The sequence below is a fragment of the Pseudomonas sp. NPDC086566 genome (genome assembly GCF_050280885.1).
In the GTDB taxonomy this organism is placed as follows: domain Bacteria; phylum Pseudomonadota; class Gammaproteobacteria; order Pseudomonadales; family Pseudomonadaceae; genus Aquipseudomonas; species Aquipseudomonas vlassakiae.
This window is the reverse complement of sequence record NZ_JBNNWD010000009.1, coordinates 102,497-119,095: the sequence shown is the minus strand read 5'-3', so window position 1 is coordinate 119,095 and position 16,599 is coordinate 102,497. Positions and strand designations below refer to the sequence as shown.

Here is a 16,599-nt window from a genome sequence, read left to right as displayed (position 1 = left end):
GGTAGCCCGTCAGGGCTGCTGGTAATGCCCTGGCGATGTGCCGGGCTCGTGGTCATGTTCAAGACGCTGAACCTGCACGTCAGTGAAGGATGACGCTTCGTTGCGATGCAGGCCCTGCAGATAATCGCGGGCAGCTTCGCGGCTGAGGTCTTCCTGCTCACTGCGCAACTCGCAAGTGCCGGGTTGGTTGTCGAGGATGTAGCTGATCAAGTACAGGTAGCTGGCCATGTCGAGTGTCCTTTTGCGGATAGAGTGAGGCGCGAACCTTCTGGTTGATCGTGGCGCAATCGAATCCGTTCACCCCGGTTGATGGTCGGCTGTATTGCCGCGGTTGGTCACGGCCATTGCATTCAGAGTCGCCTTTATCGGGATTGCGAATACCCAAGCACCAGCAGCCTTTTGCCAAGAATAAAGGCCTGCGTTCATTAGCGCGTTTCGTCCGCCTTTTCGAAATTCATTGCACGATGCGGCGCTTGGTACCGGTCACTGATAAACACAGATCTTCCTGTGTATCTACCGACATGAGGTGTCAATCATGGCTAGCAATCAGGACAACCGCGGTAATCAAGGCGGCAACGCCAACACCAATCCTGGCAACTTCGCCAACGACCGGGAAAAGGCTTCCGAAGCCGGGCACAAAGGCGGCCAGATGTCAGGCGGCAACTTCAAGAACGACCCGGAACGTGCTTCTGAAGCAGGCCACAAAGGGGGGCAGGCCTCGGGAGGCAATTTCAAGAACGACCCTGAGCGTGCCTCCGAAGCGGGCCATAAAGGTGGCCAGGCTTCAGGCGGCAATTTCGCCAATGACCGTGAAAAGGCTTCTGAAGCCGGCCGTGTAGGTGGCCAGCATAGCCACGGTGGCGGTCGCAAGAGTGATGACAACCGCTGATCATCCATAACCGTGCAGGGGGCAGCCCGGCTGCCCCTGCGCACTGATGAGGACCTGCTTATGTTCATGCATAACAAGCGATTGCAATACACCGTGCGTGTGGCACAACCCAACCCCGGCCTGGCTAATTTACTGCTGGAACAATTCGGTGGGCCGCAGGGTGAACTGGCCGCTGCGATGCGCTACTTCACCCAGGCGGTCAGTGAGGATGACGCAGGACGCAAGGACATGCTCTACGACATTGCCACCGAAGAGCTCAGCCACCTGGAGATCATCGGCTCCATTGTGGTGATGCTCAACAAAGGCGCCAAGGGCAGCCTGGCCGAAGGTGTGGAGGCCGAGGGCGAGCTGTACCGCTCGCTGACCGGCGCCGGCAATGACTCCCATGTCACCAGCCTGCTATACGGTGCCGGTGCCCCGTTGGTCAATTCCGCCGGGGTACCGTGGAGCGCGGCCTACATCGACACCATTGGCGAACCGACGGCCGACTTGCGCTCGAACATTGCCGCCGAGGCGCGCGCCAAGATCGTCTATGAACGGCTGATCAACGTCACCGATGATCCCGGCATCAAGGATGCCCTGGGCTTCCTGATGAGCCGTGAGATCGCCCACCAGATGTCGTTCGAAAAGGCGCTGCACGCCATCCAGCCAAACTTCCCGCAAGGCAAGTTGCCCGGCGACCCTGAGCTCAATCGCACGTATTTCAACCTGTCCCAGGGCGGGGAGATGCGAGGGGCCTGGAATGAAGGGCAGGACTGGATTTACGTCGATGAACCGCGTCCCGCTGTGGATGGGGGCGATGGCTCGGCCAGTGTCCAGCTCGATGAGCGCGGCGCAGACACCCTGGCAGCCATGAAGCTGCGTACCCAGTCGGACCCGGACGCACAACCTCTGACCGGAGCGGAACTTGGCAAAGTGAACAGTGGGCAACAATGAGAAATACCCGCGCCGGAGCTAGTCCGGCGCGGGTTGCGTATTCAGCGCTTGGCTTCTGCATCAGGGTCGGCCGAGCGGGCCAGGAATGCGCGGGTTACTTCCGGCAGATGCGCCTTGAGCCATTCGGCCATGGCCACTTCCTCTTTGAGGATCGAACGACAGGCTTGCGCCGTCGCGCTGTCCCCGGCCGCTTCGGCGGCTTCTATGAGCACCGTGTAGGACGCAATCTCCAGGTTTTCGAACACATAGCCTGCCATCGCCCCTTTGACCACTTCATCGCTCATGGTCATCCCGCCGACCGCCTGCCCGAACGCCATGAGCTTCCCCGCCAGGTCCTTCAAGGTCGAGGTGCTGCCGCCCTGGCGCTCGATGCATTCGACCAGCACGCGCTGCTGCCCTTGGGTCTCTTCGATATGTTTGACGATGCGGCCTTTCAACTCGGGGTAATGTGCCAGCCGCTCTGCCTGTCCCTTGAGCATGCTCTCGGCCTGTTGCTCCATCGCATGGGCGTCACGCAGCCAGTCGAGCAGGTTTTCTTTCGCACTTGCCATGATCAGTACCTCGCATCCAGTGATTGGTATCTGTTGGGAAAGCGTGCAGCGGCGCCACGCTCAGTTGGATCGACGAATGGGGCAGCGGATTCCACCGGGCAGCAGCGCCGAACTTAAGGTAGGCGTGGTACTCGTAACGTTTAGATACATATAACGAGACGAGGTCGGCATGAGGATGATCCACGGCACTTCGCATTTTCGACCTTATACCTCGGCGTCGGGAGGCTGGGGGTCTGCCCATTCGGTGTTGAACATCCTCTGGCGCGAGCAGACCCTGATCAACGGCACGCGCGCGTTGACCAAGCAGAACAAGCCCAAAGGTTTCGCCTGTGTCAGTTGTGCATGGGCCAAGCCTGGCGCCCCCCACGCGTTGGAATTCTGCGAAAACGGCGCCAAGGCGACGGCGTGGGAATTGACCGCGTTGCGCAGCTCACCCGATTTCTTCGCGGCGCATTCGCTCAGCGAATTGCGTGGCTGGACGGATTACCAGCTGGAGCAGCACGGCCGTCTTACCCATCCGCTGCGGTATGACAAGCACACCGATCGCTACGTGGTGACGACCTGGGAGGAGGCTACCGAGGCAATCGCCACGCAACTCCGTGGGCTGAGCCCCGACGAGGTGGTGTTCTATGCGTCCGGGCGCGCATCGCTCGAGACATCGTTCACCTACCAGCTGTTTGCCCGTGCCTATGGCACCAACAACCTTCCCGACAGTTCCAACATGTGCCACGAGAGCACGTCGGTGGGCTTGCAGGAAAGCATTGGCGTGCCGGTGGGCACGGTCACCCTGGCCGATTTCGAACACACCGATTGCATCTTTTTCTTCGGGCAAAACGTCGGCAGCAACAGCCCGCGCATGCTTCATCCGCTTCAAGAGGTGCGCAAGCGCAACGTTCCGATCATCACCTTCAACCCGATCCGGGAGCGGGGACTGGAGCGCTTCGTCAATCCACAGTCCCCCACTGAAATGCTCGGTCCGAAATCCACGGCCATCAGTACCCAATATCACCAGGTCGCCATCGGCGGCGACACCGCGGCCGTCATGGGGGTCGCCAAGGCCCTGCTGGAGATGGAGGACCGGTCGAAAATCAACGGCGAGCCGCCAGTGCTGGATCACGCTTTTCTCGCGCAACATACCGAGGGCCTGGTCGACTTCATGGACCAGGTGCGGGGCTATGCATGGGCTGAGCTGGAGCATCGCTCCGGCCTGAGCCGCAGCGCGATGGAGGCCGCCGCCACGGTGTATGCGCGCAGCGACAACGTGATGATCGTCTATGGCATGGGGATGACCCAACACCGGCACGGCGTAGGTAACGTGCAGATGCTGGTCAACTTGCTGTTGTTACGCGGCAATATCGGCAAGCCGGGAGCCGGTATCTGCCCGGTGAGGGGGCACTCCAATGTGCAGGGCCAGCGCACCGTAGGGATCACCGAAGACCCGGCAAAGGTGCCCAAGGACAAGATCGAGGCACTGTTCGGCTTCAAGGTCCCAGAGCGCAAAGGCCTGACCACGGTCGATGCCTGCGAGGGCGTTCTGAATGGCAGTGTGAAAGGGTTCATCGGGCTTGGCGGCAACTTTCTGCGCGCGGTACCCGACACGAGCCGAATGGAGCCTGCGTGGGCGAGGCTTGGCCTTAGCGTGCAGATCGCCACCAAGCTCAATCGCACGCACCTTGTGCCTGGTGAACACACCTGGCTGCTGCCCTGCCTGGGCAGGATCGAAATCGACCGCCAGCATGGCATTGAGCAGACGTACACCACTGAAGACAGTACCGGTTGCATTCACGCCTGGCGTGGCACTGCTGAACCGGCAGGGGAGCAGTTGCGCTCAGAACTGGCGATTGTCGCCGCCTTGGCCCGTGCCACGCTGGGCGACGCCGTCGGCATACCCTGGCTGCACTGGAGCCAGGACTACGCACGCGTTCGCCAGGCCATCAGCGAAGTCTACCCCGAAATCTTCCATGACTTTGAAACACGCATGTGGGAGCCCGGTGGGTTTCAGCGGCCGCTGGGCGCGGCGCAGCGCCAATGGGCCACGCCGTCGGGCAAGGCCCGGTTCATTACGCCCGCATCGCTGGACGAGGATGATGATGTCCTGACCGGGGAGGCGGGCCGAAACGTCCTGCAACTGATGACGCTGCGCAGCAATGACCAGTTCAACACGACGGTGTACGGCTACGATGATCGCTTCAGGGGCGTGAAGGGCACGCGCAAAGTGGTGTTCCTCAACCGCAACGATATCGTACGCCTGGGCTTCGTGCCGGGCGGCTGGGTACGCTTGCGCACGGCCATTGAACCGGCTGTGCGCCGTGAGGCAGGGCCTTTCCAGATCATCGCCTACGACATTCCGGAAGGGTGCGCGGCGTCTTACTACCCGGAATCCAATGCGCTCGTCCCGCTATGGCACCACGCCAGACGCAGCAAGGTTCCGGCCGCGAAATCGGTGCCCGTCACCTTGATCGCTGCGAAGCCAGATGCCGACGATCTCGAGCATGCCGTGCCCGCAACTGACCAGGTCGTGTAGCGGGTCTTCGAGCAGAGGGGGCCCTATGGAGAGTGTTGAATGGGGGCTGATGGCCGCACGGGCCCAGTTCGCCGTGACCATCAGCTTTCATATCGTGCTGGCGGCGTTCAGCATTGGTCTGGCGAATTTTCTGCTGGTGCTGGAGGCGCTGTGGCTGTGGCGCCGGGAGCAGGTCTGTCTGGATATCTACCGGTACTGGCTGAAGCTGTTCGCGCTCAACGTCGCGATCGGTACGGCGTCAGGCCTCATCCTCGAATACCAGTTGGGGCTCAACTGGTCACGGCTTTCCACCCAGGCAGGGGAAATCCTCGGGCCGCTGATGTTCTACGAGGTGATGGCGGCGTTTTTCCTGGAGGCAGGTTTCCTCGGGATCATGCTGTTCGGCATGAAAAAGGTGGGGCCCAAGCTGCATTTCTTTGCCACCTGCGCGGTGGCTGTCGGCTCGATCATCAGTGCGTTCTGGATCCTCTCGGCAAACGCCTGGATGCATACGCCGCGCGGTTTCGGCATTGGCCCGGATGGGCGGTTTATCGCGCAGGACTGGTGGGCGATCATCTTCAACCCTTCTTTCCCTTATCGCTTCGCCCATATGATGCTGGCCACCTTCCTGGCCACCGCCTTGCTCATCGCTGGCGCGAGTGCATGGCAGTTGTTGCGCGAGCCGTCCAACCGTCATGCCAGGCTACAGTTCAGCATGGCGATGTGGACCGTTGCCTTACTCGCACCTGTCCAGCTTGTGGCAGGCGATCTGCATGGCGAGAACACGCTGCGGTTTCAGCCACAGAAGGTGGCTGCAATGGAGGGCGCATGGGTGCGCCCTGCACCCGGCGCAGGTGAACCGCTGCGGTTGTTTGCGTTGCCCGACATGGCCGAGCGGCGCAATCATTTCGAGTTGGCGATTCCACGCGTAGCATCGCTGTATCTGCGCCATGACCTGAGCAGCTCGATCACACCGCTCACGGAATTCGCGCCGCAGGACATCCCGCCAGTCGCGATTGTGTTCTGGGCCTTTCGCCTGATGGTGGGCCTGGGGCTGCTGATGATCGTCCTCGGCATCACCAGCCTGGTATTGCGCCATCGACAGCGCTTGTACACGGCGCGCTGGATGCACCGTTGCTGCGTGCTGATGGCCCCGGCCGGTTTCATCGCCATGATCAGTGGCTGGGTGGTCACCGAGGTTGGCCGCCAACCCTTTACGGTCTACAACGTGCTGCGAACGGCTGACAGTGTATCGCCGGTCTCCCGGGCCCAGGCCGTCGGTGCTACCGGTGTGATTCTGGCCTTTTATCTGGTGGTGTTCGGCATCGGCTTGTGGGTATTGCTGCGTATCTTGCGTCATCCTGCCAAGGCAGAGGAGCCAGAACCGCAGCCGACCCTTGCGGATGAAATCGGCAGGCCATGAGGTGCGCCTATGCTCGAAGGTGACGTGATCGTTTTGCTTTCAGCTGCTGCTCTCGCATTCTCGGTGCTCAGCTACGTGTTGCTCGACGGTACGGATCTGGGCGTCGGCATTCTCTTGGGGCTGACCCGTAGCGCCGGGCGACGACGCGCCATGGCGGTGTCGATCCTGCCCATCTGGGATGCCAACGAAACCTGGCTGGTGCTGGGGGGCGGAGGGCTGCTGGCGCTGTTTCCGCTGGCGTATGCGGTGCTGCTACCGGCGTTGTACCTACCCTTTGTTGCCATGTTCCTGGCGCTGATCATGCGTGCCATGGCATTGGAATTTCGCGATTACGCGCAAAGCCCGACCCTCAAGCGCGGCATCGACGCGCTGCACACGTGCGGGTCGTTGATCGCCGGGGGATGCCAGGGCGCGGCGCTGGGCACGCTGGTGCAAGGCATTTCCAGCCAGAACGGGCAATTCACCGGAACCGGCTGGGAATGGCTCAGCCCTTTCGCACTCTATTGCGCGGGCGTGCTGGTGGTGGGCTATGCGTGGCTCGGCGCCTGTTGGCTGTATTGGCGAAGCGAAGGTGGCCTGCAGCGAACATCGCGCAGGCAAGCGCAATGTCTTTCTGCAGCCATCATGGTGCTATTGATGGTGCTGCTCTTCTGGACGTCTTGCCTGAACCCCGGTTATGCGCAGCGACTTTTCAACCCGGTCGTTCTGGGGCCAATGGGTGGAACAGGCCTGTTTGCCTTCATCGCTTTTGCGCTCAGCTTTCGAAGTCGCTACGACGTAGTGCCGCTGATCTGCGCGCTGAGCGTGTTCGTCCTGGCGTTCACGCTGATGGTCGTTACCCTCTTTCCGCTGATCGTCCCGCCCAGCCTCACGCTGTTCAGCGCCGCGTCTGGCAGGACAAGCCAAACCTTCATGCTGGCTGGGTTTGTCCTGCTGATGCCGGTGACCTTTTTCTACAACACCTTCGGTTTTCGAGTGTTTAGCGGGAAAGTTCATCCGCCAGAAATTCGCGGGTAGTTGATAGGCCTGGCTGCCATCTTCGAAGCGGACCTGCACGGTATCTGCCTGACAAGGAGAATCAGGCCGGATCGCGATGCTTTACATTCAGTACGTATGATAATAGGGTTTTAATCATACGCGATGTATGTAATCGCGCACCGGCGCACGACTGCGCAAGGTCGATAAGGAGAGTCGAGTATGTTCAGTACCTACCGCGAGTTGTTCCAGGCCAAAGGGGCCAAGGGCTTTGCCCTGGCTGGCCTGTTGGCCCGGCTACCATTGCCCATGACCGGTATCGGCATTATCACCATGCTGTCGCAGATTTCCGGCAGTTACGGCTTGGCCGGTGCTGTGGCAGCCACCTTCGTGCTGACCTATGCGCTGATGTCGCCACAGATCTCGCGCCTGGTCGACCGCCACGGCCAGCGCCGGGTATTGCCAGCCGCCGCCGGAATCAGCGTACTGGGCATTCTCTTGCTGCTGGCTTGCAGCTATTGGCGGCTGGCGCAGTGGACGCTGTTCGTCGGCGCCGCGCTTGCCGGTTTCATGCCCAGCATGTCGGCGATGGTCCGCGCGCGCTGGACCGCGATCTACCGCGGCAAGGCGCAACTGCAAACCGCCTATTCACTGGAAACCGTTCTCGACGAAGTCACCTTCATTGCCGGCCCGCCGATTTCGGTGGGTTTGAGCGTGGCGGTACTGCCACAGGCCGGGCCATTGGCTGCAGCCGTGCTCTTGGCCATCGGTGTGATCGCCCTGTCGGTGCAGGTCGGCAGCGAGCCACCGGTGGAGGCCGAAGCCGTCACCGGGCAAGGCAGCACTTCGGTGTTCCGGCTGGCCGACGTGCGCCTGCTGACCTTGCTGATGGTCGCCATGGGCGTGATAGTCGGTACCGTCGATATCGTCAGCGTGGCATTTGCCGAGCAGATGGGCATGCCGGCGGCGGCGAGCGTCGTGCTGTCCTGCTATGCCATCGGCTCCTGTGCTGCCGGGTTGCTGTTCGGTGCGATGAAACTCGATACCTCGCTACACAAGCTGCTCCTGCTCGGCGGGCTGGCGACTGCGGCGACCACCTTGCCGCTGCTGCTGGCGGGAAATATTGTCGGGTTGGCCGGCGCCGTGCTGGTCGCGGGCTTGTTCTTTGCGCCGACCATGATCGTGGCGATGTCGCTGGTAGAGCGCATCGTGCCCGAACGCAAGCTGACCGAAGGCATGACCTGGTTGCTCGCCGGGCTCAACGTAGGTGTGGCCGGCGGTGCAGCGGCAGCGGGGCAGGTGGTGGATGGATGGGGCGCCAAGGCTGGCTTCAACGTGGCCTTGGCTGCCGGGGCCGCAGTGTTGCTGGTTGCGCTCTGGGGCTACCAGCGCATGCGCGCCCAGGCCCGGCAGGCGTCGTATTCGGTTTGATCGGTTTCAGCCTGGCGACGTGGCCACAGCTTGTCAGCGTGCCTCCTGCCCAAGACAATGCGCGCAAGAGGCATGAATAGGTTTTGCCCCCCGACAAGGAATAGCTGGATGGTTCGTCGCACCCGCGCCGCAATGCAAGAAACCCGAGCCCTGTTGCTGGCCACCGCCCGTCAGATGTTCAGCGAGCAGGGCTATGCACATACCTCGATGGACGACCTGACCGCACGGGCGGGTTTGACCAGGGGCGCGCTGTACCACCATTTTGGCGACAAGAAGGGGTTGCTGGCGGCTGTGGTCGAGCAGCTCGATGCTGAAATGGACGAGCGCCTGTGTGCTATCACAGACTCTGCCGAAAACGCCTGGGACGGTTTTCGCCAGCGTTGCCGCGCCTACCTGGAAATGGCGCTGGATCCCGAAATTCAGCGTATCGTGCTGCGTGATGCCAGGGCGGTGTTGGGTGGCGGCTCGCCAGAGGCTCAGCGGCATTGCATAGAGTCGTTGCGCCATTTGATCGAGAATCTGGTGCAGCAAGGTGTACTTGTCGAGGCGCAGGCTCAAGCGCTGGCCGCGTTGATATATGGCAGCCTGGCGGAGGCGACGGTATGGATCGCGCAGGCCGAGAACGGTGACGAGCGCCTGGCGCAGGTAAGCCAGGCGTTCGACCTGCTGCTGTGTGGGGTGCTGAAACAACCAACGAACGCTACCGCACCGTGACCGCACGCTACATTCAGCGGCTTCAATGGGCTGACGAATACGATGACAGGGGTAATGAATGCTGTTCGTAGTGCTGCTTGGCGGTAAACACCCTCGGGCAAAAATCGAGGTGCACGACGTCGTTTTCGTGGTGGCCGAAACGCTGGAACAAGCCTACCCGCAACTGCGTGACAGCTGGTTCGGCAGCCTCAAAGGCATGCATATCGACGCCTGGATGGCTGTCGATGGCGTCGAGGGATGGCGGGTGGAATTGAGCAGCCTGGCGCCACCAGCCGATGCACCTCGCCTGTACTTCATCAACCTGGGAGGCTACGAGTCGCAGACGTTCGGTGAAGCGCATCATTATCTGTTGATCGTGGCCAGGGACAAACGTGAGGCCAAGGCAAAAGGCAAGCGGCAGATCCTGTCACATTGGGCGCAGGCCCATACCGATGCGGTGCTGGACGTTGATGACTGCTTGCCCATTGATGAAGTGGGCGGCCGCTATGTGCACCTGGTTGAAGGGCCGCATGCCGGGATCGTGCAGCGCAACGACTATATCGTACTGGCCTAGCCTTGGCCCCTGGCGAGCGGCGCAAGCCTGCGAGGGGCTGGCCGCTCGAACCCGGCGCGGGTCAGATCAAGCCTTCGGCTTCCAGGGTTTTCTGCACGGCCGGGCGGCTGGCGACGCGCTTCTGGAACTGCACCACCGTTGGCCAGGGCGAGAGGTCGATTTTCAGCATCGGCGCCCAGTTGACGATGGTGAACAGGTAGGCATCGGCCACGCTTAAAGCGTTACCGGTCAGGTAATCCTTGCCCTGCAAGGCCTTGTCGACGAACCCCAGGCGTTTGCCGAAGGTTTCGATGGTCTTGCTCTTGGCCTCCGCACTGATGCTCGGGTTGAACAAGGCGGCGAGGGTCTTGTGCAGCTCGGTACCGATGAAGTTCAGCCATTCCTGCACCCGCGCGCGCTCCAGCGTGCCAGCGGGCGGTAGCAGGTTGGCCTGGGGCTTGTGCTCGGCAAGGTACTGGATGATCGCCGGGCCCTCGGTGAGGACCTCGCCGTTATCCAGTTGCAGGGCTGGCACATAGCCTTTGGCATTGAGCGTGTAGAAATCCGCGCCGCTGGCCGTGGTATGGGTCTTGAGGTCGACCTTTTCGACGGTGTAGGGCAGGTCCAGTTCGTTGAGGACGATATGCGGCGAGAGTGAACAGGCACCCGGCGAGTAAAAGAGCTTCATGGTCTTCTCCCATTGAGTGGGCCAGCCGGGATACGGCTGGCGTGGTGAGGCGCTGTGCAGCGCTCAGGTTATGACAGCAAAGCAGGCTCTCAGGCAAACCGCTGACCAGCGGCCAGCGCAATCACTGCTCATCGATGATTTCCCGGGCCAGGGTCAGGCGGCGCGTGTGGAAGTCGTACTCATACAGCTCGGCATAGCGCCCCCACTCGATGGCCACCTTGAGCACACGCTCGGCTTCCTCGGCGTCCATGTACTCGGTCAGGCGGTCGAGCACGGTTTTTTCCTGCAGGCCCGCAGGCTCCAGGTGCAGGCTGTCGAGGATGTAGCCGATCAGCGACACGCGGCCCTTGCACTGGCGTGCGAACAGGTCCTGGCGCCGCGCCTGGCGGGCGGTCACGTAGTTGCGGCCGTGGCGTGTCAGGCGGATGTCGCCCTCTACCACCTGGGCGAAGCCGAGCAGGCCGAGCGCCTCGTAGATCGGGAACAGGACCTCGTCGGGCAGCTCGGTTTCCTCGGCCAGGTGCGGCAGGTCGGCCTCGCCGTTGAACGGTTCGCCGGCGATCAGCTCGAGCACGCTCTCCATCCGCGCGATATCGGCATCGGGCAGCCGGTAGCCCAGCTCCACGGCCGGTGGCGCGCCGGCGGCAGCGATGGCCTCGGGGCGCTGGGTCATCAGTGCATAGACCTCGTCGATAAGCCCGCGGACCTCTTGCGAGTCAGCGTTGCGCGGGCGCGGCAGGTCGATGTGCAGTTCCGAGCGCACCCGGCCCGGGTCGCTGGCGAGGATCAGGATGCGGTCGGCCATCATCACCGTCTCCTCGATATTGTGCGACACCACCAGCATGCTGCGGGTGGTGATGCGGTGTTCTTCCCAGAGTTCGAGCATGTCGTCGCGCAGGGTTTCACCGGTGAGCACGTCGAGTGCCGAGAAGGCCTCGTCCATCAGCAGCACTTCGGGGTTCATCACCAGGGCACGGGCGATGCCCACGCGCTGGCGCATGCCGCCGGACAGTTCGCGTGGCAGGGCGCCGCCGAAGCCGGACAGGCCGATCAGTTCAAGCGCGGCGTCGGCCATGCGCTGGCGTTCGGCCGGGGCCACACCCTGGGCTTCCAGGCCGAGTTCGACGTTCTGCTGCACGGTCAGCCAGGGGAACAGCGCGAAGGTCTGGAAGACCATGGCCACACCGCCCACCGGGCCGTGGATTGGCTGGCCGCGGTAGGTGACGGTGCCGCGGTCGGCACCGATCAGGCCGGCGATGATCCGCAGCAGGGTCGACTTGCCCGAACCGGAGCGGCCGAGCAGGGCGACGATCTCACGCTCGCGCAGCTGCAAGTCGACGCCTTCGAGGATGGTTCGCGGCGTGCCGTCGGCGGCCCGGAACGCCTTGCTCACACCCTTGAGCTGGATCAGCGGTGGTTGTTTCATGGCTGGTCCTCAACGACGGCTTGCGGCGCGCAGGTACAGGCGGCGCCAGAAAAAGCGGTTCAGCAGCATCACATAGATGCACATCACGCCGATCCCCAGTGCAATGCGGTGGAAGTCGCCGGCGTCGGTCATCTGTTTGATATAGCTACCCAAGCCGTCAGCCACCAGCGAAGTGTCGCCCCAGCTGACGTACTCGGCGACGATACTGGCGTTCCACGAACCGCCACTGGCCGTGATGGCGCCGGTGACGAAGCTGGGAAACACCGCTGGCAGGTACACGCGCTTCCATTTCAGCCAGCCGCGCAGGCCAAGGTTGTCGGCGGCCAGGCGCAGTTCATAGGGAATGGCCGCAGCCCCCGCCACCACGTTGAACAGGATGTACCACTGGGTGCCGAACACCATCAGTGGGCTCAGCCAGATGTTCGGGTTGAGCTGGAAATGCACCAGCAGCAGGACGACCAGGGGGAACAGCAGGTTGACCGGGAAGGCGGCAAGGAACTGCGCCAGCGCCTGCACCTTCTGCAAGTAGCGCGGGCGCAGGCCGATCCAGATCGACAGCGGCACCCACACCAGTGAGGCCAGGCCAATCAGCAGCATCACCCGGCACAGCGTGATCAGGCCCAGGCCGAGCACATGCAGGGCTTCGCCCCAGCCGACGTCCTGGTGCACGAACAACCCCAGGCGGAAAAAGGCAAAGGCGCAGGCCAGCACCAGGAGGATGTCCCAGGCGCGCGGCCACCAGGCCGGCAGGCGCAGCCACGGGCGCCGCGCCACGGTGCCGTCGTGGCGCTGGGCGAACCAGCCCATGGCGTTCTGCACGCCCTTGGCCAGCTGCGCACTGAAGGCGCTCAGCCAGCGGCTGCGGCGCCCCCAGTCAAGCACCCAGGAGCGTTGCGCGGTGTCGCCCTGGGTGTCTTCGAAGCGGAAGCGGTCAGCCCAGGCCAGCAGCGGGCGGAAGAACAGCTGGTCGTAGAGCAGGATGCCGGTGAGCATCGCGCCGATGGCCCAGGCGATGGCGCCGAGGTTGCGTTGGTCGATGGCCACGGCGATATAGGAGCCGATGCCGGGCAACTTGATGTCCTGCCCAGCCACCGAGATGGCCTCGGCGGCGACCAGGAAGAACCAGCCACCGGACATCGACATCATCATGTTCCACAGCAGGCCAGGCATTGCGAACGGCAGCTCAAGGCGCCAGAAGCGCTGCCAGGCCGAGAGACGGAAGATCCGCGCAGCCTCGTTCAGCTCCGGCGGCACGGTGCGGAACGACTGGTACAGGCTCAGCGCCATGTTCCACGCCTGGGAGGTGAAGATGGCGAAGATCGCCGCGCATTCCACCCCCAGCAGGTTGCCCGGGAACAGCGCGATGAACGGCGCGATGGCGATGGCCTGGAAACCCAGAATGGGTACCGACTGGAGCACGTCCAGTAACGGGATCATGGCCTTTTCGGCGGCGCGATACTTGGCCGCCAGCGCAGCGAAGACGAAGGCGAACAGTAGCGAGAAGCCCAGCGCGATGAACATCCGCAGGATGGTGCGCATCAGGTAGTAGGGCAGGTTGACCGGGTCGAGGGCAATCGGCAGCGCCTCGCCGACCACGAACGGCCGGCTCATCTGCATGGCGCCGTAGGCGGCGAGCACCAGGACCACCAGCACCAATGGCAGAAGGATCCAGTCCCAGCGATTGGGCGCTACCTCACGCAGGCCTGGCGATGGGTTGAACAGGCGGGCCATGAACAGGTCTCGATCGTCAGGTGTGGAAGAGCCAGGTGCCAGCACCTGAGCCAGTATGGTTCAGGTGGATGACAGGTCAATGTGCCGAAAACGGATGGTCAGATGGCACTGCACACGCTGTTCGGATAAGGTTCGGCTGTCTGCCATGAAATGTCACGTGAAGGCATGGGGGTTATGGATAACTTTTTTGACATGCAGATACGCAAGCTGACCTGCGCCGATATACCCATCGCCAGCGCCCTGTGCCTGGAGGCATTTACGCTGGCGGTGGCGCCATCGCTGACCGAGCAGGGCGTAGAGGCTTTCGCTGCAGTAGCGGCCGAACATGTGCCTGCCGCAACATTTTCAGCGCCTGTGAGATCGAGCGCCGCCCGCGCGGCGCATCGCGGATAAATCCGCTCCTACATCTGTTGCAACGTGCCGAACCTGTTACGCCATGGTCGCCTGCCTTGGCGCATGACTTGAGCCGTACAAACCGGCTGACAACCATGGCCTCACAGACATGGTCACGTTGCAACAAATGTAGGAGCGGATTTATCCGCGATGCGCCGCGCGGGCGGCGCTCGATCTCATAGGCGCCAGACCGCTAAAGGCGAACACCCGCAGCGTTCGCCGAGCGCATGGAAGGCGATAACCTGACCCTGGTCTGTGAAACAAATGGTGTCTCACCACTCAATCGATTGCCCGTCCCACGACCAAAACCCTCCGCTGTCCGCAGGCCCCAACCGTCCGACCTGCTCGATGACACACTGCGCGGCGAAAGCAGGGTCAAACAGCTTGCCCGCTGGCACATTCCCTTGAAACGGCCGCGACAGCGCTGTGTCCGTGGTCCCGGGATGCAACGCCAGCACGGTGGAGGCCGGATTAAGGCGCCTCAGTTCGATGCTTGCCGTGTGCAGTAACTGGTTTAGCGCGGCCTTGCTGGCCCGATAGCTGTACCAGCCACCCAAGCGGTTATCGCCGATCGACCCCACCCTGGCTGACAGCGCGGCAAAGGTGGCGGGCGCCTTGCGCAGCAAGGGCAGTAGGTGCTTGAGCAGCAAGATCGGTGCGAAGGCATTGCTCGCGAAGCTTGCCTGCAGGCCGGCCAGGTCCAGTTGTGCCAGTGATTTCTCTGCCTTGGCGCCCTCTTGATGGAGGATGCCCAAGGTGCTGATGACCAGGTGCAAGTGATCGCAGGCACGCCCGAGTTCGGCTGCCAGTGCCGCGAGTGCTCGTTCATCGCGTGCGTCGCAATCCATCAGTACCAGGCGCTCGCCGTGTTGCCTGGCGAGTGTCGCCAGGTCGTCATTGCCTTTGGCATTGCGCGACACGGCCCAGAGCCTGGCCACATCATCACGCGCCAGCAAGGCCGTACACAGCGCCAGGCCGATGCCACGGCTTGCGCCGGCTATCAGGACATTGGCCTGGCCATTGAGGTTGGGTATCAGGCTCATGCGGCACCTCACGCGAGTGAATTGAGTATGGCATTGAACTCGCCCTGTGACGCGCTACGCTTTTGGCAGGCGTCTTTCCTTTTGCCAAACCTCCGCCCGTCAATGGAGTGAGTGAGCAGATGATTCGCAAATCCCTTCTTGTGATTGCCATCGCTACCTTGCTGGCGGCCTGTGGCGACGATTCTTCCCACTACGCGGTCTCTGATGAACACTGCCAGCCCGATCGTTTGAAGACGCTCCCCAATAATGCCAACCGCGATACGCTGGTCGAGAAGTGCATGCCTCGGCAGTCGCCGTGAGTGCATGGTCGCGGTTCACGCCGGGCGAAGATGGGCTGGCGGCGTGGCTGGACGCTCCGATGGCAGTTGTTCGGCACTATTTTGTTGCTTCTCTTTGTTCGCCACACCGAAGGGCACATGCACCATCGGCAGATCCCCCGCCGCTGAAGTCAGGTGACTGCGCTGGTCGTCGAAGAACATGTGCGGCTTGAGGATCGACAGCACCCGGTCCTTCTCCATCCCGCCAAGGAAGAACGACTCATCCGGCGAAACGCCCCAGTTCTTCAGGGTCGTCACCACCCGTTCATGGGCCGGCGCATTGCGTGCCGTGACGATCGCGATGCGCAGGATGCGCTGGTACGCAGGGTCCTGTGCCAACTTGCGGTCTTCCAGTTTGCGAATCAGCGATAGCTTGCGGTACAGGTCCGCCAGCGGCCCCGGCTGATGCGGGATGGCCTTGCGATCACGCTCATGGGCCTGGAACTCATCCAGGTTCAGATGCTGCTTGTACACACTTTCCGCCTCGTCATCGGCAATCACGCCATCGAAGTCGAAGGCCACCCGCAGCTCGGTATCGATCTCGTCGTCGTAGATCTTCGTCGGCAGCACCAGGCCCGCCGGGTAGTCGGCGTCGATTGCACGCTGCACGTCGCCTTCATGGGCGCTGAGGAACAGCGAGGCATTGAACGCCGGGATGTATTCGTAGGGTGAACGGCCGGACATGAACGCGGCACGGGTGATGTCGAGGTTGTAATGGTTGATCGAGCGGAACACTCGCAAACCGGTTTCCGGCGAGTTGCGCGAGAGCAGCACCACTTCCACCGGCAGTTGTTCGGGAAAGGCCTTGTTGATGCTCAGGAAGCGGCGGATGAACGGGAAGGCGACGCCCTTGGGGAAGGGCACGTCGAGGTTTTCTTCCTGGTGCTGGCGATACGCTTCGACGCCATCGCACTGGTAGATGTTGTCGGAGACGGTCAGGTCGAACAGGGCGCTGGAGGCGACGCCGACGACAAGTTTCTGTTCGATGGGGTAGGGCATGGGATGTCCTGAGAAAGGCGGGGACCAGCCATCATCATAGGCCAAGCG

General features: G+C 62.4%; 16 protein-coding genes and 2 pseudogenes. 11 read left to right on the top strand and 7 right to left on the bottom strand.

All coding sequences use genetic code 11. The annotated features are described in order from the left end of the window. Window positions 1-9 precede the first annotated feature (9 nt). Window positions 10-228 (bottom strand): hypothetical protein, encoded by a 219-nt coding sequence (locus ACQKPS_RS20950; RefSeq protein ID WP_054883323.1) that lies wholly within the window; start codon window positions 226-228, stop codon window positions 10-12. A gap of 307 nt (window positions 229-535) precedes the next feature. On the opposite strand from ACQKPS_RS20950, the pseudogene ACQKPS_RS20945 reads away from it, so the two are divergent. The 3 genes and pseudogenes from ACQKPS_RS20945 to ACQKPS_RS20935 form a co-directional block, all read left to right on the top strand. After that, a pseudogene (locus tag ACQKPS_RS20945) lies at window positions 536-796 on the top strand (general stress protein); the annotation flags it as partial. After that, window positions 797-889 (top strand): annotated as a pseudogene (locus ACQKPS_RS20940) (general stress protein); the annotation flags it as partial. It abuts the pseudogene before it with no gap. 60 nt (window positions 890-949) lie between these two features. Next, complete coding sequence (locus ACQKPS_RS20935; protein ID WP_254484984.1) at window positions 950-1,825, top strand: manganese catalase family protein; 876 nt, start codon at window positions 950-952, stop codon at window positions 1,823-1,825. 41 nt (window positions 1,826-1,866) lie between these two features. Here ACQKPS_RS20935 and ACQKPS_RS20930 read toward each other — a convergent pair whose 3' ends face one another. Beyond that, complete coding sequence (locus tag ACQKPS_RS20930; RefSeq protein WP_427605541.1) at window positions 1,867-2,376, bottom strand: ferritin-like domain-containing protein; 510 nt, start codon at window positions 2,374-2,376, stop codon at window positions 1,867-1,869. Window positions 2,377-2,545: 169 nt separating this feature from the next. Between ACQKPS_RS20930 and ACQKPS_RS20925 the strand changes: the two genes are divergently transcribed. The 6 genes from ACQKPS_RS20925 to ACQKPS_RS20900 all read left to right on the top strand — a co-directional run bounded on the left by ACQKPS_RS20925 (window position 2,546) and on the right by ACQKPS_RS20900 (window position 9,975). After that, window positions 2,546-4,900, top strand: a complete 2,355-nt coding sequence (locus tag ACQKPS_RS20925; RefSeq protein ID WP_427605540.1) for an FdhF/YdeP family oxidoreductase — start codon at window positions 2,546-2,548, stop codon at window positions 4,898-4,900. Continuing rightward, window positions 4,869-6,302, top strand: a complete 1,434-nt coding sequence (locus tag ACQKPS_RS20920; protein WP_427605539.1) for a cytochrome ubiquinol oxidase subunit I — start codon at window positions 4,869-4,871, stop codon at window positions 6,300-6,302. Before ACQKPS_RS20925 ends, ACQKPS_RS20920 begins: the two co-directional genes overlap by 32 nt. A 9-nt stretch (window positions 6,303-6,311) precedes the next feature. After that, the gene (locus ACQKPS_RS20915; RefSeq protein ID WP_427605538.1) at window positions 6,312-7,319 is read left to right on the top strand and encodes a cytochrome d ubiquinol oxidase subunit II; all 1,008 of its coding nucleotides are present in this window, start codon (window positions 6,312-6,314) and stop codon (window positions 7,317-7,319) included. A 180-nt stretch (window positions 7,320-7,499) separates the two neighbouring features. Further along, on the top strand, window positions 7,500-8,708 hold the full coding sequence (locus ACQKPS_RS20910) for an MFS transporter (RefSeq protein WP_283723274.1): 1,209 nt from the start codon (window positions 7,500-7,502) through the stop codon (window positions 8,706-8,708). A 108-nt stretch (window positions 8,709-8,816) separates the two neighbouring features. Beyond that, window positions 8,817-9,422 carry a TetR/AcrR family transcriptional regulator gene (locus tag ACQKPS_RS20905; protein ID WP_283723275.1) on the top strand — a complete coding sequence of 202 codons (606 nt, stop codon included), beginning with the start codon at window positions 8,817-8,819 and terminating at the stop codon, window positions 9,420-9,422. A gap of 58 nt (window positions 9,423-9,480) precedes the next feature. After that, window positions 9,481-9,975: a DUF1543 domain-containing protein gene (locus tag ACQKPS_RS20900; RefSeq protein WP_427605537.1), complete on the top strand. Its 495-nt coding sequence runs from the start codon at window positions 9,481-9,483 to the stop codon at window positions 9,973-9,975. A 61-nt stretch (window positions 9,976-10,036) separates the two neighbouring features. Here the strand turns inward: ACQKPS_RS20900 and gstA are convergent, their stop codons facing one another. The 3 genes from gstA to ACQKPS_RS20885 form a co-directional block, all read right to left on the bottom strand. Further along, a complete protein-coding gene (gene gstA / locus ACQKPS_RS20895; protein WP_427605536.1) occupies window positions 10,037-10,642 on the bottom strand; it encodes a glutathione transferase GstA in 606 nt (201 codons plus the stop codon). Window positions 10,643-10,763: 121 nt separating this feature from the next. Beyond that, window positions 10,764-12,068: a nitrate/sulfonate/bicarbonate ABC transporter ATP-binding protein gene (locus ACQKPS_RS20890; RefSeq protein ID WP_427605535.1), complete on the bottom strand. Its 1,305-nt coding sequence runs from the start codon at window positions 12,066-12,068 to the stop codon at window positions 10,764-10,766. A 9-nt stretch (window positions 12,069-12,077) separates the two neighbouring features. After that, complete coding sequence (locus ACQKPS_RS20885; RefSeq protein ID WP_427605534.1) at window positions 12,078-13,799, bottom strand: ABC transporter permease; 1,722 nt, start codon at window positions 13,797-13,799, stop codon at window positions 12,078-12,080. Window positions 13,800-13,973: 174 nt separating this feature from the next. Here ACQKPS_RS20885 and ACQKPS_RS20880 point away from each other — a divergent pair, with 174 nt between their 5' ends. Beyond that, entirely contained in the window at window positions 13,974-14,192 is a 219-nt protein-coding gene (locus ACQKPS_RS20880) for a hypothetical protein (RefSeq protein ID WP_427605533.1), read from the top strand. A 272-nt stretch (window positions 14,193-14,464) separates the two neighbouring features. Here the strand turns inward: ACQKPS_RS20880 and ACQKPS_RS20875 are convergent, their stop codons facing one another. Continuing rightward, on the bottom strand, window positions 14,465-15,235 hold the full coding sequence (locus ACQKPS_RS20875) for an SDR family NAD(P)-dependent oxidoreductase (RefSeq protein ID WP_427605532.1): 771 nt from the start codon (window positions 15,233-15,235) through the stop codon (window positions 14,465-14,467). A 119-nt stretch (window positions 15,236-15,354) separates the two neighbouring features. Here ACQKPS_RS20875 and trbK point away from each other — a divergent pair, with 119 nt between their 5' ends. Continuing rightward, window positions 15,355-15,534, top strand: a complete 180-nt coding sequence (gene trbK, locus ACQKPS_RS20870) for an entry exclusion lipoprotein TrbK (RefSeq protein WP_099814542.1) — start codon at window positions 15,355-15,357, stop codon at window positions 15,532-15,534. 15 nt (window positions 15,535-15,549) lie between these two features. Here the strand turns inward: trbK and ACQKPS_RS20865 are convergent, their stop codons facing one another. Next, on the bottom strand, window positions 15,550-16,551 hold the full coding sequence (locus tag ACQKPS_RS20865; protein WP_254484997.1) for a 5'-nucleotidase: 1,002 nt from the start codon (window positions 16,549-16,551) through the stop codon (window positions 15,550-15,552). Window positions 16,552-16,599 lie beyond the last annotated feature (48 nt).

Excerpts from the sequence above, each read along its gene's own strand:
- gstA (WP_427605536.1), bottom strand. The coding sequence starts at position 10,642 with ATGAAGCTCTTTTACTCGCCGGGTGCCTGTTCACTCTCGCCGCATATC.
- ACQKPS_RS20905 (WP_283723275.1), top strand. The coding sequence starts at position 8,817 with ATGGTTCGTCGCACCCGCGCCGCAATGCAAGAAACCCGAGCCCTGTTG.
- ACQKPS_RS20880 (WP_427605533.1), top strand. The coding sequence starts at position 13,974 with ATGGATAACTTTTTTGACATGCAGATACGCAAGCTGACCTGCGCCGAT.
- ACQKPS_RS20910 (WP_283723274.1), top strand. The coding sequence starts at position 7,500 with ATGTTCAGTACCTACCGCGAGTTGTTCCAGGCCAAAGGGGCCAAGGGC.
- ACQKPS_RS20865 (WP_254484997.1), bottom strand. The coding sequence starts at position 16,551 with ATGCCCTACCCCATCGAACAGAAACTTGTCGTCGGCGTCGCCTCCAGC.
- ACQKPS_RS20890 (WP_427605535.1), bottom strand. The coding sequence starts at position 12,068 with ATGAAACAACCACCGCTGATCCAGCTCAAGGGTGTGAGCAAGGCGTTC.
- ACQKPS_RS20920 (WP_427605539.1), top strand. The coding sequence starts at position 4,869 with ATGCCGTGCCCGCAACTGACCAGGTCGTGTAGCGGGTCTTCGAGCAGA.
- trbK (WP_099814542.1), top strand. The coding sequence starts at position 15,355 with ATGATTCGCAAATCCCTTCTTGTGATTGCCATCGCTACCTTGCTGGCG.
- ACQKPS_RS20875 (WP_427605532.1), bottom strand. The coding sequence starts at position 15,235 with ATGAGCCTGATACCCAACCTCAATGGCCAGGCCAATGTCCTGATAGCC.
- ACQKPS_RS20900 (WP_427605537.1), top strand. The coding sequence starts at position 9,481 with ATGCTGTTCGTAGTGCTGCTTGGCGGTAAACACCCTCGGGCAAAAATC.
- ACQKPS_RS20885 (WP_427605534.1), bottom strand. The coding sequence starts at position 13,799 with ATGGCCCGCCTGTTCAACCCATCGCCAGGCCTGCGTGAGGTAGCGCCC.
- ACQKPS_RS20930 (WP_427605541.1), bottom strand. The coding sequence starts at position 2,376 with ATGGCAAGTGCGAAAGAAAACCTGCTCGACTGGCTGCGTGACGCCCAT.
- ACQKPS_RS20915 (WP_427605538.1), top strand. The coding sequence starts at position 6,312 with ATGCTCGAAGGTGACGTGATCGTTTTGCTTTCAGCTGCTGCTCTCGCA.
- ACQKPS_RS20925 (WP_427605540.1), top strand. The coding sequence starts at position 2,546 with ATGAGGATGATCCACGGCACTTCGCATTTTCGACCTTATACCTCGGCG.
- ACQKPS_RS20935 (WP_254484984.1), top strand. The coding sequence starts at position 950 with ATGTTCATGCATAACAAGCGATTGCAATACACCGTGCGTGTGGCACAA.
- ACQKPS_RS20950 (WP_054883323.1), bottom strand. The coding sequence starts at position 228 with ATGGCCAGCTACCTGTACTTGATCAGCTACATCCTCGACAACCAACCC.